The following is a 15581-nucleotide window of genomic DNA, read 5'->3' on the forward strand; positions in this document are numbered from 1 at the left end:
GGGACCGGGCGGTGCCGGCCCCGGCGGGCGGCTATCCGGCGTTGCGCTGCATGACCTTCGCGGCCTCCGCCAGCGCGGTCTTGACGTCCGACTTGCCGAGGATGACCGACTGGAGCTGCTTGGCCACGTCCGACGCGCTCTCGTCCCATCCCGGGCAGCCCGGCGCGGCCTTGCCCGTCCTGATCGACGCCTCGAACACCTTCGCCTGCTCGGGCGTGAACACCGAGCCGTTCACGATCTTGTCGGGGCGCGGCGGGATGTAGGAGATGTTCCGCTTCCTGGCCTCGTCCGTGATCGCCGCGATGGCCTCGTCGGTGTACATGAACGTGACGAAGTCCGCGGCCGTCTTGACGTACTTGCTGAAGGAGGTCACGCCCACCGCCCGGCCGCCGATGAACGTGGTCGGCCCGGCGGGGCCCGCGGGCATCGTGGTCATCCCCCACTTGCCCTTCAGCTTCGGCTTGTTGATGTCGATGCCCTTGGCGATCCAGTTGCCCGCCACCACCATCGCGGTGCCGGTGTCCAGCGCGTCGGAGCCCTCCACGGTGGCGGTCGGCGCGCCGTGCTTCCTGTAGAGGTCCGCCCAGGCCGTCAGCGCCTGCTCGGCCTGCGGGGTGTCGAGCGAGGGCTTGCAGTCGGGCGTGTAGAACGAGCCGCCGGCCTGGTAGAGGTAGTTGAAGTAGCCGATCCAGTCCAGGTTGCCCCAGTCCTGGCTGTACGGCTTCTTCACCCCGGCCGCCTTGAGCTTGTCGATGGCCGCGGTCAGCTCCTCCCACGTCTTGGGCGGCTCGACCTTGGCCTTCTCCAGCAGGTCGGTGCGGTAGTAGAGCGCCATGGTGGACATGTCCAGCGGCACGCCGTACACCGAGCCGTCGGGGGAGACGGCCGACTCCCACTGGGCCGGCAGCGCCTGCGCCTTGAGCGCGTCGCTGCCGTGCTTGCGCAGATCCACCATGGCGCCCCTGGCGCCGAACTGGATGGTCCAGGTCATGCCGCCGGAGATGATGTCGGGTCCGCTGCGGCTGGTGGCCGCCGCCAGCAGCTTGGCGTACGCGTCGCTCCACGACAGGGTCTGCACCTTGATCGTCACGTTCGGGTGCTTCTGGTGGTAGAGGTCGGCCGCCTTCTGGAAGGTCGCGGTCTCGTCGTCTCCGCCCGTGGACCAGAAGGACAGGGTCGCGGGGGCGTTCTGGTCCGCCTGCTTGGTCTGCGTCTGGCCGCTCGTGGCGCAGGCCGCGCTCAGAGCCGCCACAAGGAGCGTGGTACACGCTGCCATCGTTCGTCGCATGGGGCTATCCGATCTATCGGTCGGATGGGCGCCGGATACTTCCCTTCGCCAGGGCGTGTGGATGTGCGAGGGCATCCCCACGACCGGTGCCCAATACCTGATGGTGTAGGGATCTCACCACTTAAACGGATAAGTCACAATAGGCAGCCGCCGAGAAATCCGGGACGTTTCCCCTTCTACGAGGTCACCGACCTGTGGCTACGGGACGTGTGAAACGGTTCGGTCACGGCCCGCCGGAGCCGTGGAACCCCGGGGCAGCAGGCGCGCGGACGGCCCCTCGTGGCTGCCCCGCTCCCCGCTCGCGATCAGCCGCAGCAGGGTCTGCGCGGCGTGCGCGCCGCAGGCCGGGATGTCCCGCGTCACCGCCGTCAGGGCCGGCCTCACCACCTGGGAGAGGGCCGAGTCGTCCCAGCCCACGATCGACAGCTCGGACGGGACGTCCAGGCGCATCTCCTGGGCCACCGAAAGCCCCGCCACCGCCATGATGTCGTTGTCGTAGACGATCGCGGTGGGCCTGGAGCGGGAGCTGAGCAGCCGCCTGGTCGCCCTGGCGCCCTGCTCGCCGGTGTAGTCGGTGTGGACGACCTGGTGCTCGCTCACCCCCGACTCGGCGCAGACCTCCGCGAACGCCTCGTCCCTGATCCTGGTGTGGAGCAGCCCCGGCAGCCCCGCCACCCGGGCCACGCGCCGGTGGCCGAGCGCCGCGAGATACTCGATCACCTCGCGCATCACGGCCGCCTCGTCCGACCACACCGCGGTCAGCGAGCCCGCGCCCGACGGGTGCCCGGTCACCACCGCCGGCATGCCGAGCCGCTCGACCACCGGCACCCGGGGATCGTCGGCGTGCAGGTCGACCAGGATCGCGCCGTCCACCCGGCCCTCGCCCCACCAGCGCCGGTAGACCGCGATCTCGGTCTCGTGGTCGGGCACCACCTGTAACATCAGCGCGCACGAGCTGGCCGCCAGCTCGCCCTCGATGCCGCTGATCAGCTCCATGAAGAACGGCTCGACGCCGAGAAAGCGCGCGGGGCGGCACAGCACGAGGCCGATGGCGTCGGCCCTGGCGCCGCTGAGCGAGCGCGCGGCCAGGTTGGGCCGCCAGCCGATCTCCTGGGCGATCGCCATGATCCGCGCCCTGGTGGCCTCGGAGACGCCGGGCTGGCCGTTCAGCGCGTAGGAGACCGCCCCTTTGGACACGCCGGCCCGCCTGGCGATGTCGGCGATCGTTGGCCTCTTCACCCCGTGCTCTCCTTTCCTTGAAAATTTCACTGAACCGTATCAGCGCCCTCTCCGCCACCCTCTGGACCGCCTGCGCGGACGGGGTTTCCGCGCGTACGGTGATGGGCGTCTCGTCCCTATGTGTCCACTGGAGCGCTGATGTTCGTCGACATGCCACTCCCGCAGCTGCGCGAGTACCTCCCCGAGCGCGCCGAACCCGCCGACTTCGACGCCTTCTGGGAGCGCACGCTCGCCGAGGCCCGCGGGCACGACCTCGCCCCCGAGTTCACCCCCGTGCCGTCGCCGCTGACCGTCGCCGAGGTGTTCGACGTGACCTTCGCCGGGTTCGGCGGCCACCCGATCAAGGGCTGGCTGCTCGTCCCGCGCGACGCCGCGGGTCCCGTGCCGTGCGTGGTCGAGTACCAGGGGTACGGCGGCGGGCGCGGCCTGCCGATCGACTGGCTGCTCTGGCCCAGCCACGGGTACGCCGTCTTCGCCATGGACAGCAGGGGCCAGGGCGCCGGCGGCTGGCGGCGCGGCGACACCGCCGACCCCTTCCCCGGCACGGGGCCGCAGACGCCCGGCGTCATGACCAGCGGCATCCACGACCCGGACGCCTACTACTACCGGCGGCTCTACACCGACGCCGTACGCGCGGTCGAGGCCGCCAGATCCCACCCCATGGTGGGGGAGATCGCGGTCGGCGGCGCCAGCCAGGGCGGGGCCATCGCGCTGGCCGTTTCCGCGCTGGTGCCCGGCCTGGCCTGCGCCTTCCTCGACGTGCCGTTCATGTGCCACATCCGGCACGCCACCCAGATCACCGGCGAGCACCCCTACGCGGAGCTCGCCGCCTACTGCCGGGCGTTCAAGGACCAGGTGGAGCCGGTCTTCGAGACCCTCGCCTACTTCGACGGGGTGAACTTCGCCGCCCGCGCCGCCACGCCCGCGCTCTTCTCGGTCGGGCTCCAGGACGGGATCACGCCGCCGTCCACGGTGTTCGCCGCCTACAACCACTACGCCGGCGAGAAGGACATCAGGGTCTACCCGTACAACGGGCACGAGGGCGGCGAGTCGGCCCACGCCATGGAACGGATCGCGCGGGCCAGGAAGACGCTCGGATAGCGCACCACGGCTCCGGCGAGTTGGCGGCGTCTCGCGTGGCGGACGCGGGGCGGCGCCACCTGTTCGCGCAGACTAGGCTTGACGAGCACGTCAGCCAACCGCGAGAGAGACCCATGAAGACCTTCGAAGAGCTGTTCGCCGAGCTGTCAGAGAAGGCCAGGACCCGGCCCACCGGCTCGGGCACCGTGGCCGCGCTCGACGCCGGCGTCCATGCCATCGGCAAGAAGGTCGTCGAGGAGGCCGCCGAGAGCTGGATGGCCGCCGAGCACGAGTCCGACGACAGGGCCGCCGAGGAGATCTCGCAGCTGCTCTACCACGTGCAGGTGCTCATGATCGCCAAAGGCATCGGTCTCGACCAGGTCTACAAGCATCTCTAGGGCGCCGAGCGCCCGCCTTCGGACCCTGGAGAAGCGACAGAAAAGGACCTGACATGCTGCGACTGGCAGTACCCAACAAGGGCGCGCTGAGCGAGGCCGCCCAGAGCATGCTCAAAGAGGCCGGCTACCGGCCGCGCAGGGACAGCAAGGAGCTCGTCGTCGTCGACGAGGCCAACGGCTGCGAGCTGTTCTTCCTGCGCCCCCGCGACATCGCCGTCTACGTCGGCGAGGGCACCCTCGATGTCGGCATCACCGGGCGCGACATGCTGATCGACTCCGGCGCGCCCGTCGAGGAGATCATGCCGCTCGGCTTCGGCGGCTCCACCTTCCGCCTGGCCGCCGCGGCCGGCACGATGAGCACGGTCGACGACCTCAACGGCCGCCGCGTCGCCACCTCCTACGCGGGCCTGCTCGACAAGTACCTCTCCGACCAGGGCGTCGACGCCCGCGTGATCAAGCTGGACGGCGCCGTGGAGACCGCCATCCGGCTCGGCGTGGCCGACGCGGTGGCCGACGTCGTGGAGACCGGCACCACGCTGCGCAACGTCGGCCTCGAGGTGTTCGGCGAGCCGATCATGCGCTCGGAGGCCGTCCTCATCAGGCGGCAGAGCACGCCCGACAGCGCAAGCGTCGAGCAGCTCGTGCGGAGGTTCCAGGGCGTCGTGCACGCCCGCGACTTCGTCATGATGGACTACGACATCCGCGCCGAGCGCATCGAGGAGGCCATCGCGCTCACGCCCGGCATGGAGGGCCCGACCGTCTCGCCGCTGCACCGCGAGGGCTGGGTCGCCGTGCGGGCCATGGTGCGCCGCCAGGGCCACCAGCGGGTGATGGACCAGCTGTGGGACATCGGCGCGCGGGCCATCCTGGTCACCGACATCTACGCCTGCCGCCTCTGAGAGAACCCTCCGGCGTGGCCGTCTGACAAATGTCATGGTCAACGCCGGAGGGAACGCACTAACCGCCGCGAACCCCCCGCTCTAGCGTTCTTCCCATGAACGCCATCGTGTTCGACCACGTCAGCAAGCACTACGGGGACGTGCTCGCCGTCGACGACCTCTCCCTCGCCATCGAGCCCGGCAACACCGTGGCCCTGCTCGGCCCCAACGGCGCCGGCAAGTCCACCTCCATCAACCTCCTGCTCGGCCTGCTCAAGCCGACCGCCGGCACGGTCACCGTGCACGGGCGTTCCCCCGACACCGCGGTCAAGGCCGGTGAGATGGGCGCCATGCTGCAGAACGGCGCGCTCATCCCCGAGCTGTCCGTCAGGGAGCTCGTCGACCTCGTCCGCCGGCTCTACCCGCGCCCGCTCGGCCTGGACGAGATCCTCAAGCTGGCCGACCTGACCGAGCTGGCCGGGCGGCGCGCGAACAAGCTGTCCGGCGGCCAGTCGCAGCGCGTCAGGTTCGCCCTGGCCATCGCGGGTGCGCCCAGGATCCTGCTGCTCGACGAGCCGACCGCGGCCATGGACGTGGAGTCCAGGCTGCGGTTCTGGGCCGGCATGCACGACTACGCGGCGGGCGGCAGGACCGTGCTGTTCGCCACCCACTACCTGGAGGAGGCCGACGAGCACTCCGACCGCGTGGTCGTCATCGCCAAGGGCCGGCTGGCCGCCGACGGCACCGCCGCCGAGATCAAGGCCGGGGCCGGCGGGCACACCGTCAGCTTCGCCCTCGGCGACCAGCCCGTGGCCGGGCTCGACCGGCTGCCGGGCGTCACCGCCGTGGAGGTCGACGCCGGCACGGCCGTCCTGCACACCACTGACACCGACGCCACCCTCGCCGGGCTCTTCCGGGGCACCACGCTCGACGTGCGCGACCTCAAGCTGTCCGGCGCCGACCTCGAAGCCGCCTTCCTCGCGCTCACCAGGGAGTCCTGATGCTCTACTACGCCAAGACCGAGGCGCTGAGGATGCTGCGCAACCGGCGCTACATCTTCTTCGTGGTCGCCTTCCCCGTCCTGCTCTACCTGATCAACGCCAACATCTACGGCAACCAGACCAACCCGGGCGGCGTGTCGTACAGCGTCATCCTGATGGTGTCGATGGCCGCGTACGGGGCGCTGGCCTCCTCCATGATGAGCTCGGCGGTGCCGTGGGCCACCGAGCGGCAGTCCGGCTGGCTGCGCCAGCTCCAGATCACCCCGCTGCCGAGCTGGGCGATCATCGTCACCAAGCTGATCACCGCCCTGGTGCTCGTCCTGCCGTCGCTGGTGCTGGTGAGCCTGGCCGCGGTGCTGCAGCAGGGCGTGTCGCTGTCGCTCGGCACGTGGGCGGAGCTGCTGCTCGTGATGTGGCTGGGCGTGCTGCCGTTCGTCGCGCTGGGGCTGGCCATCGGGTCGGTGCTGTCGGCCGACGCGGCCCAGCCGGCCGCGATGATCTGCATGTTCGCGCTGGCGATCGCCGGCGGCCTGTGGTTCCCGCCCGAGGTGCTCGGCGACACCCTCAGCACGGTCGCGGACTTCACCCCGTCCTTCCACTACGCGCGGCTCGGGCAGAGCCTCGTCGCCGGTCATGGCCTGGACATGACGGACGTCCTCGTCGTCGCGGGATGGGCGGTCGCGCTGGGGGGAGCTGCCGTCCACCTCTACCGGCGGGCTACCGTACGCGCATGAGCTTCGCAGACAGGATCAGCTTCGGAGGGGCCGACCCCGCGTCGTCGAACAGGCGGCGGCGGATGTTCGGGCTCTCCGTCGGCATGGTCTACCTCGTCTTCCCGGTCCTCGACATCCTGTCGGGGAAGCTCACCGGGGCCCGCGCGGTCTGGGGAGGCGCGCTGCTCGTCGCGTTCGTCGCGTCCTTCGTCGCCACGTCGCTCAGCGCCAGGAGCTTCCTCGAACGCAGCCGCTGGACCTACCCGCTGCTCGGCCTGACCACCGTGATCGGCGTGGCAGGCGCGGTCGGCTTCGGCGGCAGCTGGCTGAGCATGCCGTGTTACTGCGTCGTGCTGTACGGGTTCACGCTGCCGCCCGTGTGGGCCGTCTGGGCCGTCCTCGCCGACCTCGGGGTCGTGGTGGGGGCCGGCCTCGCCACCGGCACGGACGCCGGCACGATCATCGTGCTGGCCCTGCAGGTGGTCACGCTCGGCGTGCTGTTCATCAGCGTGCGCAACACCCGGGTGCTCGCCGTCGAGCTGCGCCTGGCCCAGGACGAGGTGGCCAGGCTGGCGGCCACGGAGGAGCGGCTGCGCATCGCCCGCGACCTGCACGACCTGCTCGGGCACAGCCTGTCGCTGATCGTGCTCAAGAGCGAGCTGGCCGGGCGGCTGGCGGAGGAGTCGCCGCAGGTGCGCAAGGAGATCGGCGACATCGAGTCCGTCGCGAGGAAGGCCCTGACCGAGGTGCGCGAGGCCGTCACCGGATACCGCCAGCGCAGCCTGACCGAGGAGATCGACAACGCCAGAGCCGTGTTACGAGCGGCCGGCGTGCGCGCCGAGGTGCGGGTCTCAGGCACGCCGCTGCCCGGCCTGCTCGACCAGCTGCTGGGCTGGTCCGTACGCGAGGGCATCACGAACGTCGTGCGCCACTCGGGAGCCACGCGGTGCGAGATCAAGATGACGTTCGACGGCCGGCAGGCCACCCTGGAGATCATGGACAACGGGAAGGGCGGCGACGGGCCGTACACGATGGGCAGCGGGCTGCGCGGGCTGGACGAGCGGGTGGCGGGCGCGGGCGGCGCGATGGCGGCGGGCCCGTCGCCGGGCGGCCACCTGCTCCGCGTGCTGGTCCCGGCCGGGGTGGAGGCGTGCGCGTGATCAGGGTGGCCGATCCCGGCCGGGGCGAGGGCGTCCGCGTGGCCACGAGGCGGGCGGGGGAGCGGGCATGATCCGGGTGCTGCTGGCGGAGGACCAGGGCATGGTGCGCGGCGCGCTGGCGTCCCTGCTGGGCCTGGAGCCCGACATCGAGGTCGCCGGCGAGGCCGCCGACGGCGCGGAGGCGATCGCGGTCGCCGCCGAGGTGCGGCCCGACATCGCGCTGCTGGACATCGAGATGCCCGGCATGGACGGGCTCGCGGCCTGCGCCCGGATCACCGCCGAGGTGCCGGGATGCCGGGTGATGATCCTGACCACGTTCGGGCGCCCCGGCTACCTGCGGACCGCCATGGAGGCGGGAGCCGCGGCGTTCATGGTCAAGGACAGCCCTGCCAGGGAGCTCGCGGCGGCCATCCGGCGGGTGCACGCGGGGGAGCGGGTGATCGACCCGGGGCTCGCCGCGGCGGCGCTCAGCGCGGGGCCCAACCCGCTGTCCGGGCGGGAGCGCGACGTGCTGGGCGCGGCGGCGGACGGCTCGACCATCGGCGACATCGCGCGCCGGCTGCACCTGTCGGAGGGCACCGTACGCAACTACCTGTCGTCGGCCATCCAGAAGACGCACGCCCGCAACCGCATCGAGGCCGTGCAGCGCGCCCGCGTCCAGGGCTGGCTCTAGACCCCGCCTCCAGGCTCCGACGTCAGACCCCGCCTCCGAACAGGCCCTGCCCCTAGACCCCGGCCCTGACCGCGGTCACCTGCCTGATCAGGTCGGAGACGCGGACGATGCCGAGGCAGCGGTTCAGCTCGTCGGTGACCACCAGGTCGTCGTAGACGCGAGCCGGGTCCCGGCCCGCGGCCTGCATGGCGGCGATCGCCGGGGTCGTGCGCGGCACCGTGCGCGGCGGGTCTGCCAGCCGCCTCGCCGGCTTCGCGCCGTGCAGCGCGTGCCCGTAGCGGGCCGCGAACGACAGCAGGAACCGGCTCCTGTCCAGGCTGCCCAGGGGCCGCTGGAACTCGTCGACCAGGATCACGCTGGTGATCGTCGGCTCCTGCCCGAAGGCCGCCACCGCCTCCTCCGCCGTGGCCTCGCCGGGCAGCGTCACCGCCGGGATGAGCAGCTCCTGGACGCGCGGGCCCAGCATCACCCCGGCGGGCTCCTCGGTGACGGGCAGCGGCACCCGTACCCTGCCGTCGGGGCCCGGGGCGAGCAGGGGGCCGTGCGCGAGGCGTACGCCGAGGCCGCGGGCCACCGCGAGCTGCGGCTCCCGCTCGACGCCCGGCGCGAGCACGTGGGCGCCGATGCCGCGGGCCAGCGTCACCACCGCCCGCGCCACCGCCGTCGCGCGGTGGTCGCCCGGGATGCGCGCGACCAGCCCGGGGTCCAGGGCCAGCAGGTACGGGCCCGCGTCCGCGGCCAGGTCCAGCGGCGCCCCGCCGGTCCCGACGCCGGCGAACCCGAGCAGGTAGCCGATCGTGCGCAGGCCGTCGAGCCCGACCTTCAGCAGCGGGCGGAACCGCTCCTGGCACGATCCGGTGAGCAGCAGGATGGCCTCGCGGGGATGCCTGCCCGCCCGTCTGAGGGCTTCGTGCAGCGGCGCCAGCGCGCCCGCGCCGGCCAGGACGACCTCGACGGGAAGCTCCAGCACCATGGGGAGCGGTGCCGCTCTGAGCGTGCCCGCGGCGTCCACGACGGCCGGCTGGGCGATGACGGCCCCGGTGTCGAGATCCACCACGGGGCTGGTGAGCAGGGAGGACACGTAGAGATGCTGCTGCACCCGGCGGGGCCGCAGAAGGCCGTAGACCCGGAATTCACCCACATTTCGTCTGGCGTGCCTGGGTCCGGGGGATGCCGTCCACCGGTGCCGGGCCGTGCGGACGCGCTCTACGATCGAGGGTGAATCGCCGACCGAGCTTGGGGGCCTTGCGGGGATGAGCGCGCGTCCGGCCAGGGGCGGCGGCCGGTGGGTCACGGTGCCGCCGGAACGCCTGCATCCGTGGATCGACGGCTTCGCGGCGCGGCACGGGCCGTTCTCCGCCTCGGGCGACGCCCGCGCCGTGCGCCTGGCCGCCGCCGACGGCGCCGTGGCCGAGCTGCACGTGCCGTTCCCGCCCATGACGCCGCCCGGCCCGCCCCACGTCACCCGCCTGGTCGCCCACGCGCAGGCGGAGCGGCGGATCGGGGTGTTCCTGGTCCGGCTCGGCGGCTACGCGGCCGGGGTGTTCCACGGGTCCGTCCTCGTGGCGTCCAAGGTGGGGTCGAGGCTGGTGCAGGGCCGTACGGCCGCGGGCGGGTGGTCGCAGCAGCGCTTCGCCCGGCGGCGGCGCAACCAGGCGGCGCGGGCGTACGACGACGCCGTGGAGACGGCGGTGCGGGTGCTGACCCCCTACCTGGGGGAGCTCGACGCGGTGGTGCTGGGCGGGGACCGGCGGGCGATGGACGCCCTGCGCGCCGACCGCCGCCTCGCGCCCCTGCTCGCGCTGGAGACCGAGCCGTTCCTGGTGGTGCCGGATCCGCGACTGGCGGTGCTCAGGGACACACCGGCCACCTTCCGCGCGGTCCGCGTCCGCGTGGTGGACCGCCCCGGCGCCGACCCTCCGGGATGACCTCCGCACCTACGGCCTGTGCGGCTTCCCGACGATGCGATACTCTTCGTGTCTGTACGAACACGTAGGGAGCCCATTATGGTCATGGCATCACGCAGGCGCCCCTGCAGGCTCACGCCCGAGACCGACGCCACACAGCTACCCGCAACAGCCCGCGAGCTGTTCGACGCGCTGCCGCCCCTTCCCGGCCTCCGCGCCGAAGTCATCGATGAAAGGTTGATCGTGAGCCCCGTCAGCACGCCCGAGCATGCAAGACTCGCGATGCTGATCCACCGTGCACTGATTCCTCTGCTCACTCAACGTGGCTGGGACGCTTTCGCGGGCAACGTGGATGTCTGCATCGATGGACCGCGGACCCCGGTGGAGCCCGATTTCGTAGTCGCCCCGCCTGACTGCCCTCGCTGGGGTGTCCGGGAGTTGCTGTCTTCTGGTCTGCTGATGGTGGCCGAGGTGGTCTCGCCGAGCAGCGCCGAGGACGACCGGGTGAAGAAGCCTCCCCTGTACGCCGCAGGCGGCGTTCCCGTCATGCTGCTGGTGGACCCGATCGCCGTGCCGCCAACCGTCACCGTGCTGAGCGACGCCAAAGAAGGCGAATACCAGACCGTCACCCGCGTCGCCATGGGGTCCACGGTGCGCATCCCCGACCCGATAGGCCTCGACCTCGACACCGCCATCTTCTCCGGGTCACAGCACACGCCGTAGTCACGGCCTCTGCTCCTTGATGGCACCGCCATCCTGGGCGTCGGCGTGCCGCGCGCTCGCTCTGCGGGTCGGGTGGCCAGGGCACGTCATGAGAGCCGTCCGGTCTCGCGCCACGACGATGGAAGGGCTGCGCCTCGTACCCTCACGGGCCACGCTCGGACAGGGCCGCTTCCTGGCCCGGAGCGCGCCGGCCTGGGCGAGGCGGGGGCAGGGCCGGTTGCGTCGAGAGACAGGGGCCGGGGCAGGGGCGGCTGCGTCGGAAGGGGCACGGGCCGGGGCGGGGCGGGTCAGCGGGGGAAGTCGGCCTTGTGATCCCGGAGGAAGGCGGCCAGGGGGCGGGGTGGGCGGCCCGTGAGATCTTCGACCGCCGAGGTCGTGGAGGCCCAGCGGCCGTCGCCCGTCGAGGCCATCAGCTCCGCCAGGTCGGCGGCGTGCGGCTGCGGGATGCCCTGGCGTTCCAGATGGGCGGCCATCTCGGGCACGGGCAGGTCGACGTACCGGACCGGGCGGCCGAGCGCCGCGCTGATCTCGCCGGCGATCTCGGCGTGCGACAGCGACTCAGGGCCGGTGAGCACGTGGTCGGCGTCCGGCCCGACCGGGCGGGTGAGCAGGGCGGCGGCCACCTCCGCGATGTCCCGCGCGTCGATGTAGTTGACCTCCTTGGGCCCGTACGAGCCGTAGAAGTGCCCGTCGCGCACGTCGCGCGGAAGATTCTGCATGAATCCGCTCGGCTGCAGGATCGACCAGGGCACACCCGATGCTCGCAGGTGGGCGTCCACCTCGCCGTGCATGCCGCCGCCCAGTTTGGCGCCCGGCGTGGCGTCCCGTACGGACACGGCCACCACCTGCGCGACCCCCGCCCGCGCGGCCAGGTCGATCACGGCGCGGTGGGCCCGCACGAAGCCCGGCCAGAGCGAGCTGTTGAGGAACAGGCGGTCACCCGGCGACAGCAGCCGGCCGATCGTCGCGGGCTCGTCGAAGTCGGCGATGGCGTGGTCGTAGTCCAGGTCGTCGGCGGGCCGCCGGACGACGGCGAGGACGTCGTGGCCGCGCAGGCGCTCGATGAGCGCCCGGCCGATGGAGCCGGTCGCGCCGGTCACCACGATCATGGTGCATTCCCCCTAAGTGGAATCCTGAATTCCGGTTACGGGGACGGTACACTAAGCGGAATCGGATCGTCCAGTTTGGGGTGGCACGTGCGCGCGGATGCCAGGCGGAACCTCGGCAAGATCGTCGAAGCGGCCGCGGAGGTCATGGCCGAGCGCGGCGTCGACGCCCCCATGGAGGCCATCGCCAAGCGCGCCGGAGTCGGCGTCGGCACGCTCTACCGCCGTTTCCCCGACCGCCACGCCCTGGTCGTGGCCGTCGGCGACCACTACATCCACACGATGGCGGACGCGCTCGACCGGGCCTCCGCCGGAGCCGACGCCTGGGCCGCGATCCGGGAGTTCGTCACCTGGGCGGCCGAGCCGGGGCGGGCCGCGCTGGCCACCGCGCTCGCCGAGGTGCCGCAGGAGGCGATCGCCGGCTCGGCCGAGTTCGCGCGCAAGCGAGCGGGGTGGGTGGAGGGCTTCGACGCGCTCGTGCGCCGCGCGCAGGCCGACGGTTCAATGCGCGCGGACGTGACCGTCGAGGACCTGATCCACCTGCTGAACGTCTTCACCTGCCACCCCGGGCGACTGCCCGAGCCGGTGGCGTCCAGGCCGGTCAGATACCTGCACCTGATGCTCGACGGCATGAAGGCGGGCGCGGCCACACCCGGGGCCGCGCCGTCCCCTCGCGATCCCTCGTGACCGCTTTGAGTGTTTGAGACGATTCAAAATAATCTTGAATGCCGCTATGATGCCAGAGTTCACGATGGGCCGCCCTGACGGCCCACCAGCGATTTCCCAACCCCTAGAGCAGCACGGCCTCGTGAGGATCGATGGCGACAAGGAACATCAAGGAGGTCGCGCAGCTGGCGCGCGTCTCGGTGGGAACGGTGAGCAACGTGCTCAACCGCCCCGAGATCGTGTCCCCCGCCACACGCGAACGCGTCTTCGAAGCGATCAAGAAACTCGGCTTCGTCCGCAATGAGGTGGCCCGCCACCTGCGGGTGGGCCGCAGCCGCACGGTCGGCCTCGTCGTGCTCGACGTCTCCAACCCGTTCTTCGTGGACGTGGCACAGGGCGCCGAGTCGGTGGCCGACGACCACGATTCGATGGTGGTGCTCTGCAACAGCGCCGGCGACCCCGGCCGCGAGCGCCGCCACCTCGACCAGCTCGAACAGCAGCGGGTCCTGGGCATACTGATCACCCCCGTCGAGATGGAGAGCCCCTGGCTTGAGGAGCTGGTCGCCCGCGGCACCCCCGTGGTGCTGGTCGACAGCCCGGCGACCGGGCTGCAGTGCTCGGTGGCGGTCGACGACCGGCTCGGCGGGCAGATCGCCGGCGCCCACCTGATCGAGCGGGGGCACCGGCGCATCATGTTCGTCGGCGGGCCGCCGTCCATCAAGCAGGTGGCCGACCGGCACGCGGGCGTGAGCAGCGCCGTCGCCGCCGCCGACGGCGCGGTGGAGCTGCTCACGACCACCGCCCCCACGCTGACCGTGGGGGAGGGGCGGGCCGTGGGCGAGCGCGTGGCCGCCCTGCCTCCCGAGGAGCGCCCCACCGCGGCGTTCTGCGCCAACGACATGATGGCGCTCGGATTCTTACAAGCGATGGCCACGCACGGGCTGCGCGTGCCCGAGGACCTCGCGATCATCGGCTACGACGACATCGACTTCGCCGCCGCGGCCGCGGTGCCGCTGTCCTCCGTCCGGCAGCCGCGCGAACTGCTCGGGCGCACCGCGATCGACCTGCTGCTCGAGGAGGTCGCGGACCCCGAGCAGCACCGGCACCGGCAGGTCATCTTCCAGCCCGACCTGGTGATCCGCGAGTCGAGCGCCATGCGCCGCGACGGCTGATCACCCTGCCGCTGAATGGTTTCAGCGCATCACCCTCCCGCCGACCCGTCCGCTTGCGGGCGGCGTATCTCCGCGCCGCCGTACCTCGGCAACCGAACCCGAGACCGCCGGAAACCCGGGAAGGATCCCCCTGGAAGGAGCCCTCGTGACCGAGCTCTACCGCAACCCTCTGGCCACCCCCGACGACCTGGCCGGCTTCCGGATGGAGGGGGATGGCGCGACCTCCTTCCCCCAGGGGCGCCTGCGCCTGGAGAGCCTGAGGCCGCCCTCGGACGGCCAGGCGGCCAACCTCGTCCTGTGGTGCCCGGAGGAGTTCCCCGCCGACGTGCGCATCGAGTGGGACTTCTGGCCCGTCAGGGAGCCGGGCCTGGCCATCATGTTCTTCCACGCCAGGGGCAGGAACGGCGAGGACCTCTTCGACCCCGCCCTGGCCGGGCGCACCGGCCCGTACGACCAGTACCACCACGGCGACATCGACGCCTACCACGTCTCCTACTTCCGCCGCATGTGGGAGTCGGAGCGCGCCCTGCACACCTGCAACCTGCGCAAGAGCCACGGCTTCCACCTGGTCGCGCAGGGTCCTGACCCGCTGCCGGCGGTGCTGGACGCGCGGGGTCCGTACGCCATGCGGCTGGACGTCAGGGGCGGGGAGATCACCTTCTCGGTGAACGATTTGGTCTCGTTCCGCTGGACGGACGACGGCTTGATCGGGGGTCCCGCCCTGGCAGGAGGCAAGGTGGGGTTCCGCCAGATGGCTCCGCTGATCGGTGAGTACGGAAATCTGCGGATTTCGTGTCATTGACTTTGAGTCGATTCAACACTACTTTCGCAACACCAACCGGGGTTCGTCCGCGCGTAACGGCGGGGACGTCCCGGCGTAACCCTCCGCCCCCGTGTCCGCGCACACGCCGTCAGAAGGTGCTGCGGGATGAGCCATCCAGCCATGTCAATGAAGGTTCAAGCAGCCTGCTCAGAGATCTTCTGGGCGGCCAGGCTCAACCTGATGTGGATCGTCTTCACCGTGCTCGGCGGCGTGGTCCTCGGATGGGGACCCGCCACCGTGGCGGCTTACGCCATGGCGCGGCGGCACGCTCGGGGTGAATCGATTCACTGGCTCGACTTCTGGACCGTCTACCGGCGGGAGTTCGTCCGTGCCTCGTTGCTGGTCCTGCCCGTGGCCCTGGTCGCCACGGTCCTGGCCGGCAACTACCTCTACCTCTCCGCCCTGGGGCCGGAGCCGGGCGCGCTGCGGATCGCGACGTACGCGGCGCTGCTGGTGCTGGCCGCGGTCGGGGTGTACATCGGGCCGCTGTACGCGCACTACGAGCTGCCGCTGTGGGCTTACCTCCCGAAGGCGTCGCTCCTCGCGCTGACCAGGCCGGCTTCCACCGTGCTGTTGCTGTTCGCGCTCTCGGCGATCGCCTACGTGACCGCGACAGTGCCCCTCCTCGCCCCGATCATCAGCGTCGGCGCGTGGATCTACCTCAACACGTGGCTCTGCCTGCGCTTCTTCGAGGAGAACGAGGCGCGACTGCAAGCGAAAGGGAACTCATGAGCGCAGCTCGTCGCCGGCTCCT

17 protein-coding genes are annotated in these 15581 nt (G+C 71.6%); 13 read left to right on the top strand and 4 right to left on the bottom strand.

Annotation, left to right across the window (positions count from 1 at the left end; all coding sequences use genetic code 11):
- Nucleotides 1–31 precede the first annotated feature (31 nt).
- Nucleotides 32–1252 (bottom strand): extracellular solute-binding protein, encoded by a 1221-nt coding sequence (locus FH608_RS12015; RefSeq protein WP_193318368.1) that lies wholly within the window; start codon nucleotides 1250–1252, stop codon nucleotides 32–34.
- A gap of 234 nt (nucleotides 1253–1486) precedes the next feature.
- A complete protein-coding gene (locus FH608_RS12020) occupies nucleotides 1487–2527 on the bottom strand; it encodes a LacI family DNA-binding transcriptional regulator (RefSeq protein WP_139630546.1) in 1041 nt (346 codons plus the stop codon).
- A gap of 120 nt (nucleotides 2528–2647) precedes the next feature.
- On the opposite strand from FH608_RS12020, the gene FH608_RS12025 reads away from it, so the two are divergent.
- From FH608_RS12025 to FH608_RS12055, 7 genes are all read left to right on the top strand, one after another.
- Entirely contained in the window at nucleotides 2648–3628 is a 981-nt protein-coding gene (locus tag FH608_RS12025) for an acetylxylan esterase (RefSeq protein WP_317135557.1), read from the top strand.
- Nucleotides 3629–3741: 113 nt separating this feature from the next.
- Complete coding sequence (locus tag FH608_RS12030) at nucleotides 3742–4005, top strand: phosphoribosyl-ATP diphosphatase (RefSeq protein ID WP_139630547.1); 264 nt, start codon at nucleotides 3742–3744, stop codon at nucleotides 4003–4005.
- 53 nt (nucleotides 4006–4058) lie between these two features.
- Entirely contained in the window at nucleotides 4059–4904 is an 846-nt protein-coding gene (gene hisG / locus FH608_RS12035) for an ATP phosphoribosyltransferase (protein ID WP_139630548.1), read from the top strand.
- 95 nt (nucleotides 4905–4999) lie between these two features.
- Entirely contained in the window at nucleotides 5000–5884 is an 885-nt protein-coding gene (locus FH608_RS12040) for an ABC transporter ATP-binding protein (RefSeq protein ID WP_139630549.1), read from the top strand.
- A complete protein-coding gene (locus tag FH608_RS12045) occupies nucleotides 5884–6618 on the top strand; it encodes an ABC transporter permease (protein WP_139630550.1) in 735 nt (244 codons plus the stop codon). The genes FH608_RS12040 and FH608_RS12045 overlap by 1 nt, the downstream gene beginning before the upstream one ends.
- Nucleotides 6615–7757 carry a sensor histidine kinase gene (locus tag FH608_RS12050; protein WP_193318369.1) on the top strand — a complete coding sequence of 381 codons (1143 nt, stop codon included), beginning with the start codon at nucleotides 6615–6617 and terminating at the stop codon, nucleotides 7755–7757. The genes FH608_RS12045 and FH608_RS12050 overlap by 4 nt, the downstream gene beginning before the upstream one ends.
- A 67-nt stretch (nucleotides 7758–7824) precedes the next feature.
- Nucleotides 7825–8430 (top strand): response regulator transcription factor, encoded by a 606-nt coding sequence (locus FH608_RS12055; protein ID WP_139630552.1) that lies wholly within the window; start codon nucleotides 7825–7827, stop codon nucleotides 8428–8430.
- 52 nt (nucleotides 8431–8482) lie between these two features.
- On the opposite strand, the gene FH608_RS12060 is transcribed toward FH608_RS12055, so the two are convergent.
- Nucleotides 8483–9511, bottom strand: a complete 1029-nt coding sequence (locus tag FH608_RS12060; RefSeq protein WP_226899346.1) for an EAL domain-containing protein — start codon at nucleotides 9509–9511, stop codon at nucleotides 8483–8485.
- 172 nt (nucleotides 9512–9683) lie between these two features.
- Here FH608_RS12060 and FH608_RS12065 point away from each other — a divergent pair, with 172 nt between their 5' ends.
- Both FH608_RS12065 and FH608_RS12070 read left to right on the top strand, forming a co-directional pair.
- Nucleotides 9684–10358 (top strand): acVLRF1 family peptidyl-tRNA hydrolase, encoded by a 675-nt coding sequence (locus FH608_RS12065; protein ID WP_139630553.1) that lies wholly within the window; start codon nucleotides 9684–9686, stop codon nucleotides 10356–10358.
- 78 nt (nucleotides 10359–10436) lie between these two features.
- On the top strand, nucleotides 10437–11060 hold the full coding sequence (locus FH608_RS12070) for a Uma2 family endonuclease (protein ID WP_139630554.1): 624 nt from the start codon (nucleotides 10437–10439) through the stop codon (nucleotides 11058–11060).
- A gap of 287 nt (nucleotides 11061–11347) precedes the next feature.
- Here FH608_RS12070 and FH608_RS12075 read toward each other — a convergent pair whose 3' ends face one another.
- Nucleotides 11348–12169, bottom strand: a complete 822-nt coding sequence (locus tag FH608_RS12075) for an NAD(P)H-binding protein (protein WP_139630555.1) — start codon at nucleotides 12167–12169, stop codon at nucleotides 11348–11350.
- Between the two features lie 87 nt (nucleotides 12170–12256).
- Between FH608_RS12075 and FH608_RS12080 the strand changes: the two genes are divergently transcribed.
- The 4 genes from FH608_RS12080 (at nucleotide 12257) to FH608_RS12095 (ending at nucleotide 15559) form a co-directional block, all read left to right on the top strand.
- Entirely contained in the window at nucleotides 12257–12853 is a 597-nt protein-coding gene (locus FH608_RS12080) for a TetR/AcrR family transcriptional regulator (RefSeq protein WP_139630556.1), read from the top strand.
- Between the two features lie 131 nt (nucleotides 12854–12984).
- A complete protein-coding gene (locus FH608_RS12085) occupies nucleotides 12985–14004 on the top strand; it encodes a LacI family DNA-binding transcriptional regulator (RefSeq protein WP_139630557.1) in 1020 nt (339 codons plus the stop codon).
- A 145-nt stretch (nucleotides 14005–14149) separates the two neighbouring features.
- Nucleotides 14150–14806 carry a DUF1961 family protein gene (locus FH608_RS12090; RefSeq protein ID WP_226899348.1) on the top strand — a complete coding sequence of 219 codons (657 nt, stop codon included), beginning with the start codon at nucleotides 14150–14152 and terminating at the stop codon, nucleotides 14804–14806.
- Nucleotides 14807–14947: 141 nt separating this feature from the next.
- A complete protein-coding gene (locus FH608_RS12095) occupies nucleotides 14948–15559 on the top strand; it encodes a YesL family protein (protein WP_226899350.1) in 612 nt (203 codons plus the stop codon).
- The last annotated feature ends 22 nt before the right edge of the window (nucleotides 15560–15581 follow it).

Source organism: Nonomuraea phyllanthi (genome assembly GCF_006334985.2).
In the GTDB taxonomy this organism is placed as follows: domain Bacteria; phylum Actinomycetota; class Actinomycetes; order Streptosporangiales; family Streptosporangiaceae; genus Nonomuraea; species Nonomuraea phyllanthi.

Bases quoted from the DNA above. Each gene is read 5' to 3' on its own strand.
- FH608_RS12030 (WP_139630547.1), top strand. From the start codon at position 3,742: ATGAAGACCTTCGAAGAGCTGTTCGCCGAGCTGTCAGAGAAGGCCAGG.
- hisG (WP_139630548.1), top strand. From the start codon at position 4,059: ATGCTGCGACTGGCAGTACCCAACAAGGGCGCGCTGAGCGAGGCCGCC.
- FH608_RS12040 (WP_139630549.1), top strand. From the start codon at position 5,000: ATGAACGCCATCGTGTTCGACCACGTCAGCAAGCACTACGGGGACGTG.
- FH608_RS12045 (WP_139630550.1), top strand. From the start codon at position 5,884: ATGCTCTACTACGCCAAGACCGAGGCGCTGAGGATGCTGCGCAACCGG.
- FH608_RS12050 (WP_193318369.1), top strand. From the start codon at position 6,615: ATGAGCTTCGCAGACAGGATCAGCTTCGGAGGGGCCGACCCCGCGTCG.
- FH608_RS12055 (WP_139630552.1), top strand. From the start codon at position 7,825: ATGATCCGGGTGCTGCTGGCGGAGGACCAGGGCATGGTGCGCGGCGCG.
- FH608_RS12065 (WP_139630553.1), top strand. From the start codon at position 9,684: ATGAGCGCGCGTCCGGCCAGGGGCGGCGGCCGGTGGGTCACGGTGCCG.
- FH608_RS12070 (WP_139630554.1), top strand. From the start codon at position 10,437: ATGGTCATGGCATCACGCAGGCGCCCCTGCAGGCTCACGCCCGAGACC.
- FH608_RS12075 (WP_139630555.1), bottom strand. From the start codon at position 12,169: ATGATCGTGGTGACCGGCGCGACCGGCTCCATCGGCCGGGCGCTCATC.
- FH608_RS12085 (WP_139630557.1), top strand. From the start codon at position 12,985: ATGGCGACAAGGAACATCAAGGAGGTCGCGCAGCTGGCGCGCGTCTCG.
- FH608_RS12095 (WP_226899350.1), top strand. From the start codon at position 14,948: ATGTCAATGAAGGTTCAAGCAGCCTGCTCAGAGATCTTCTGGGCGGCC.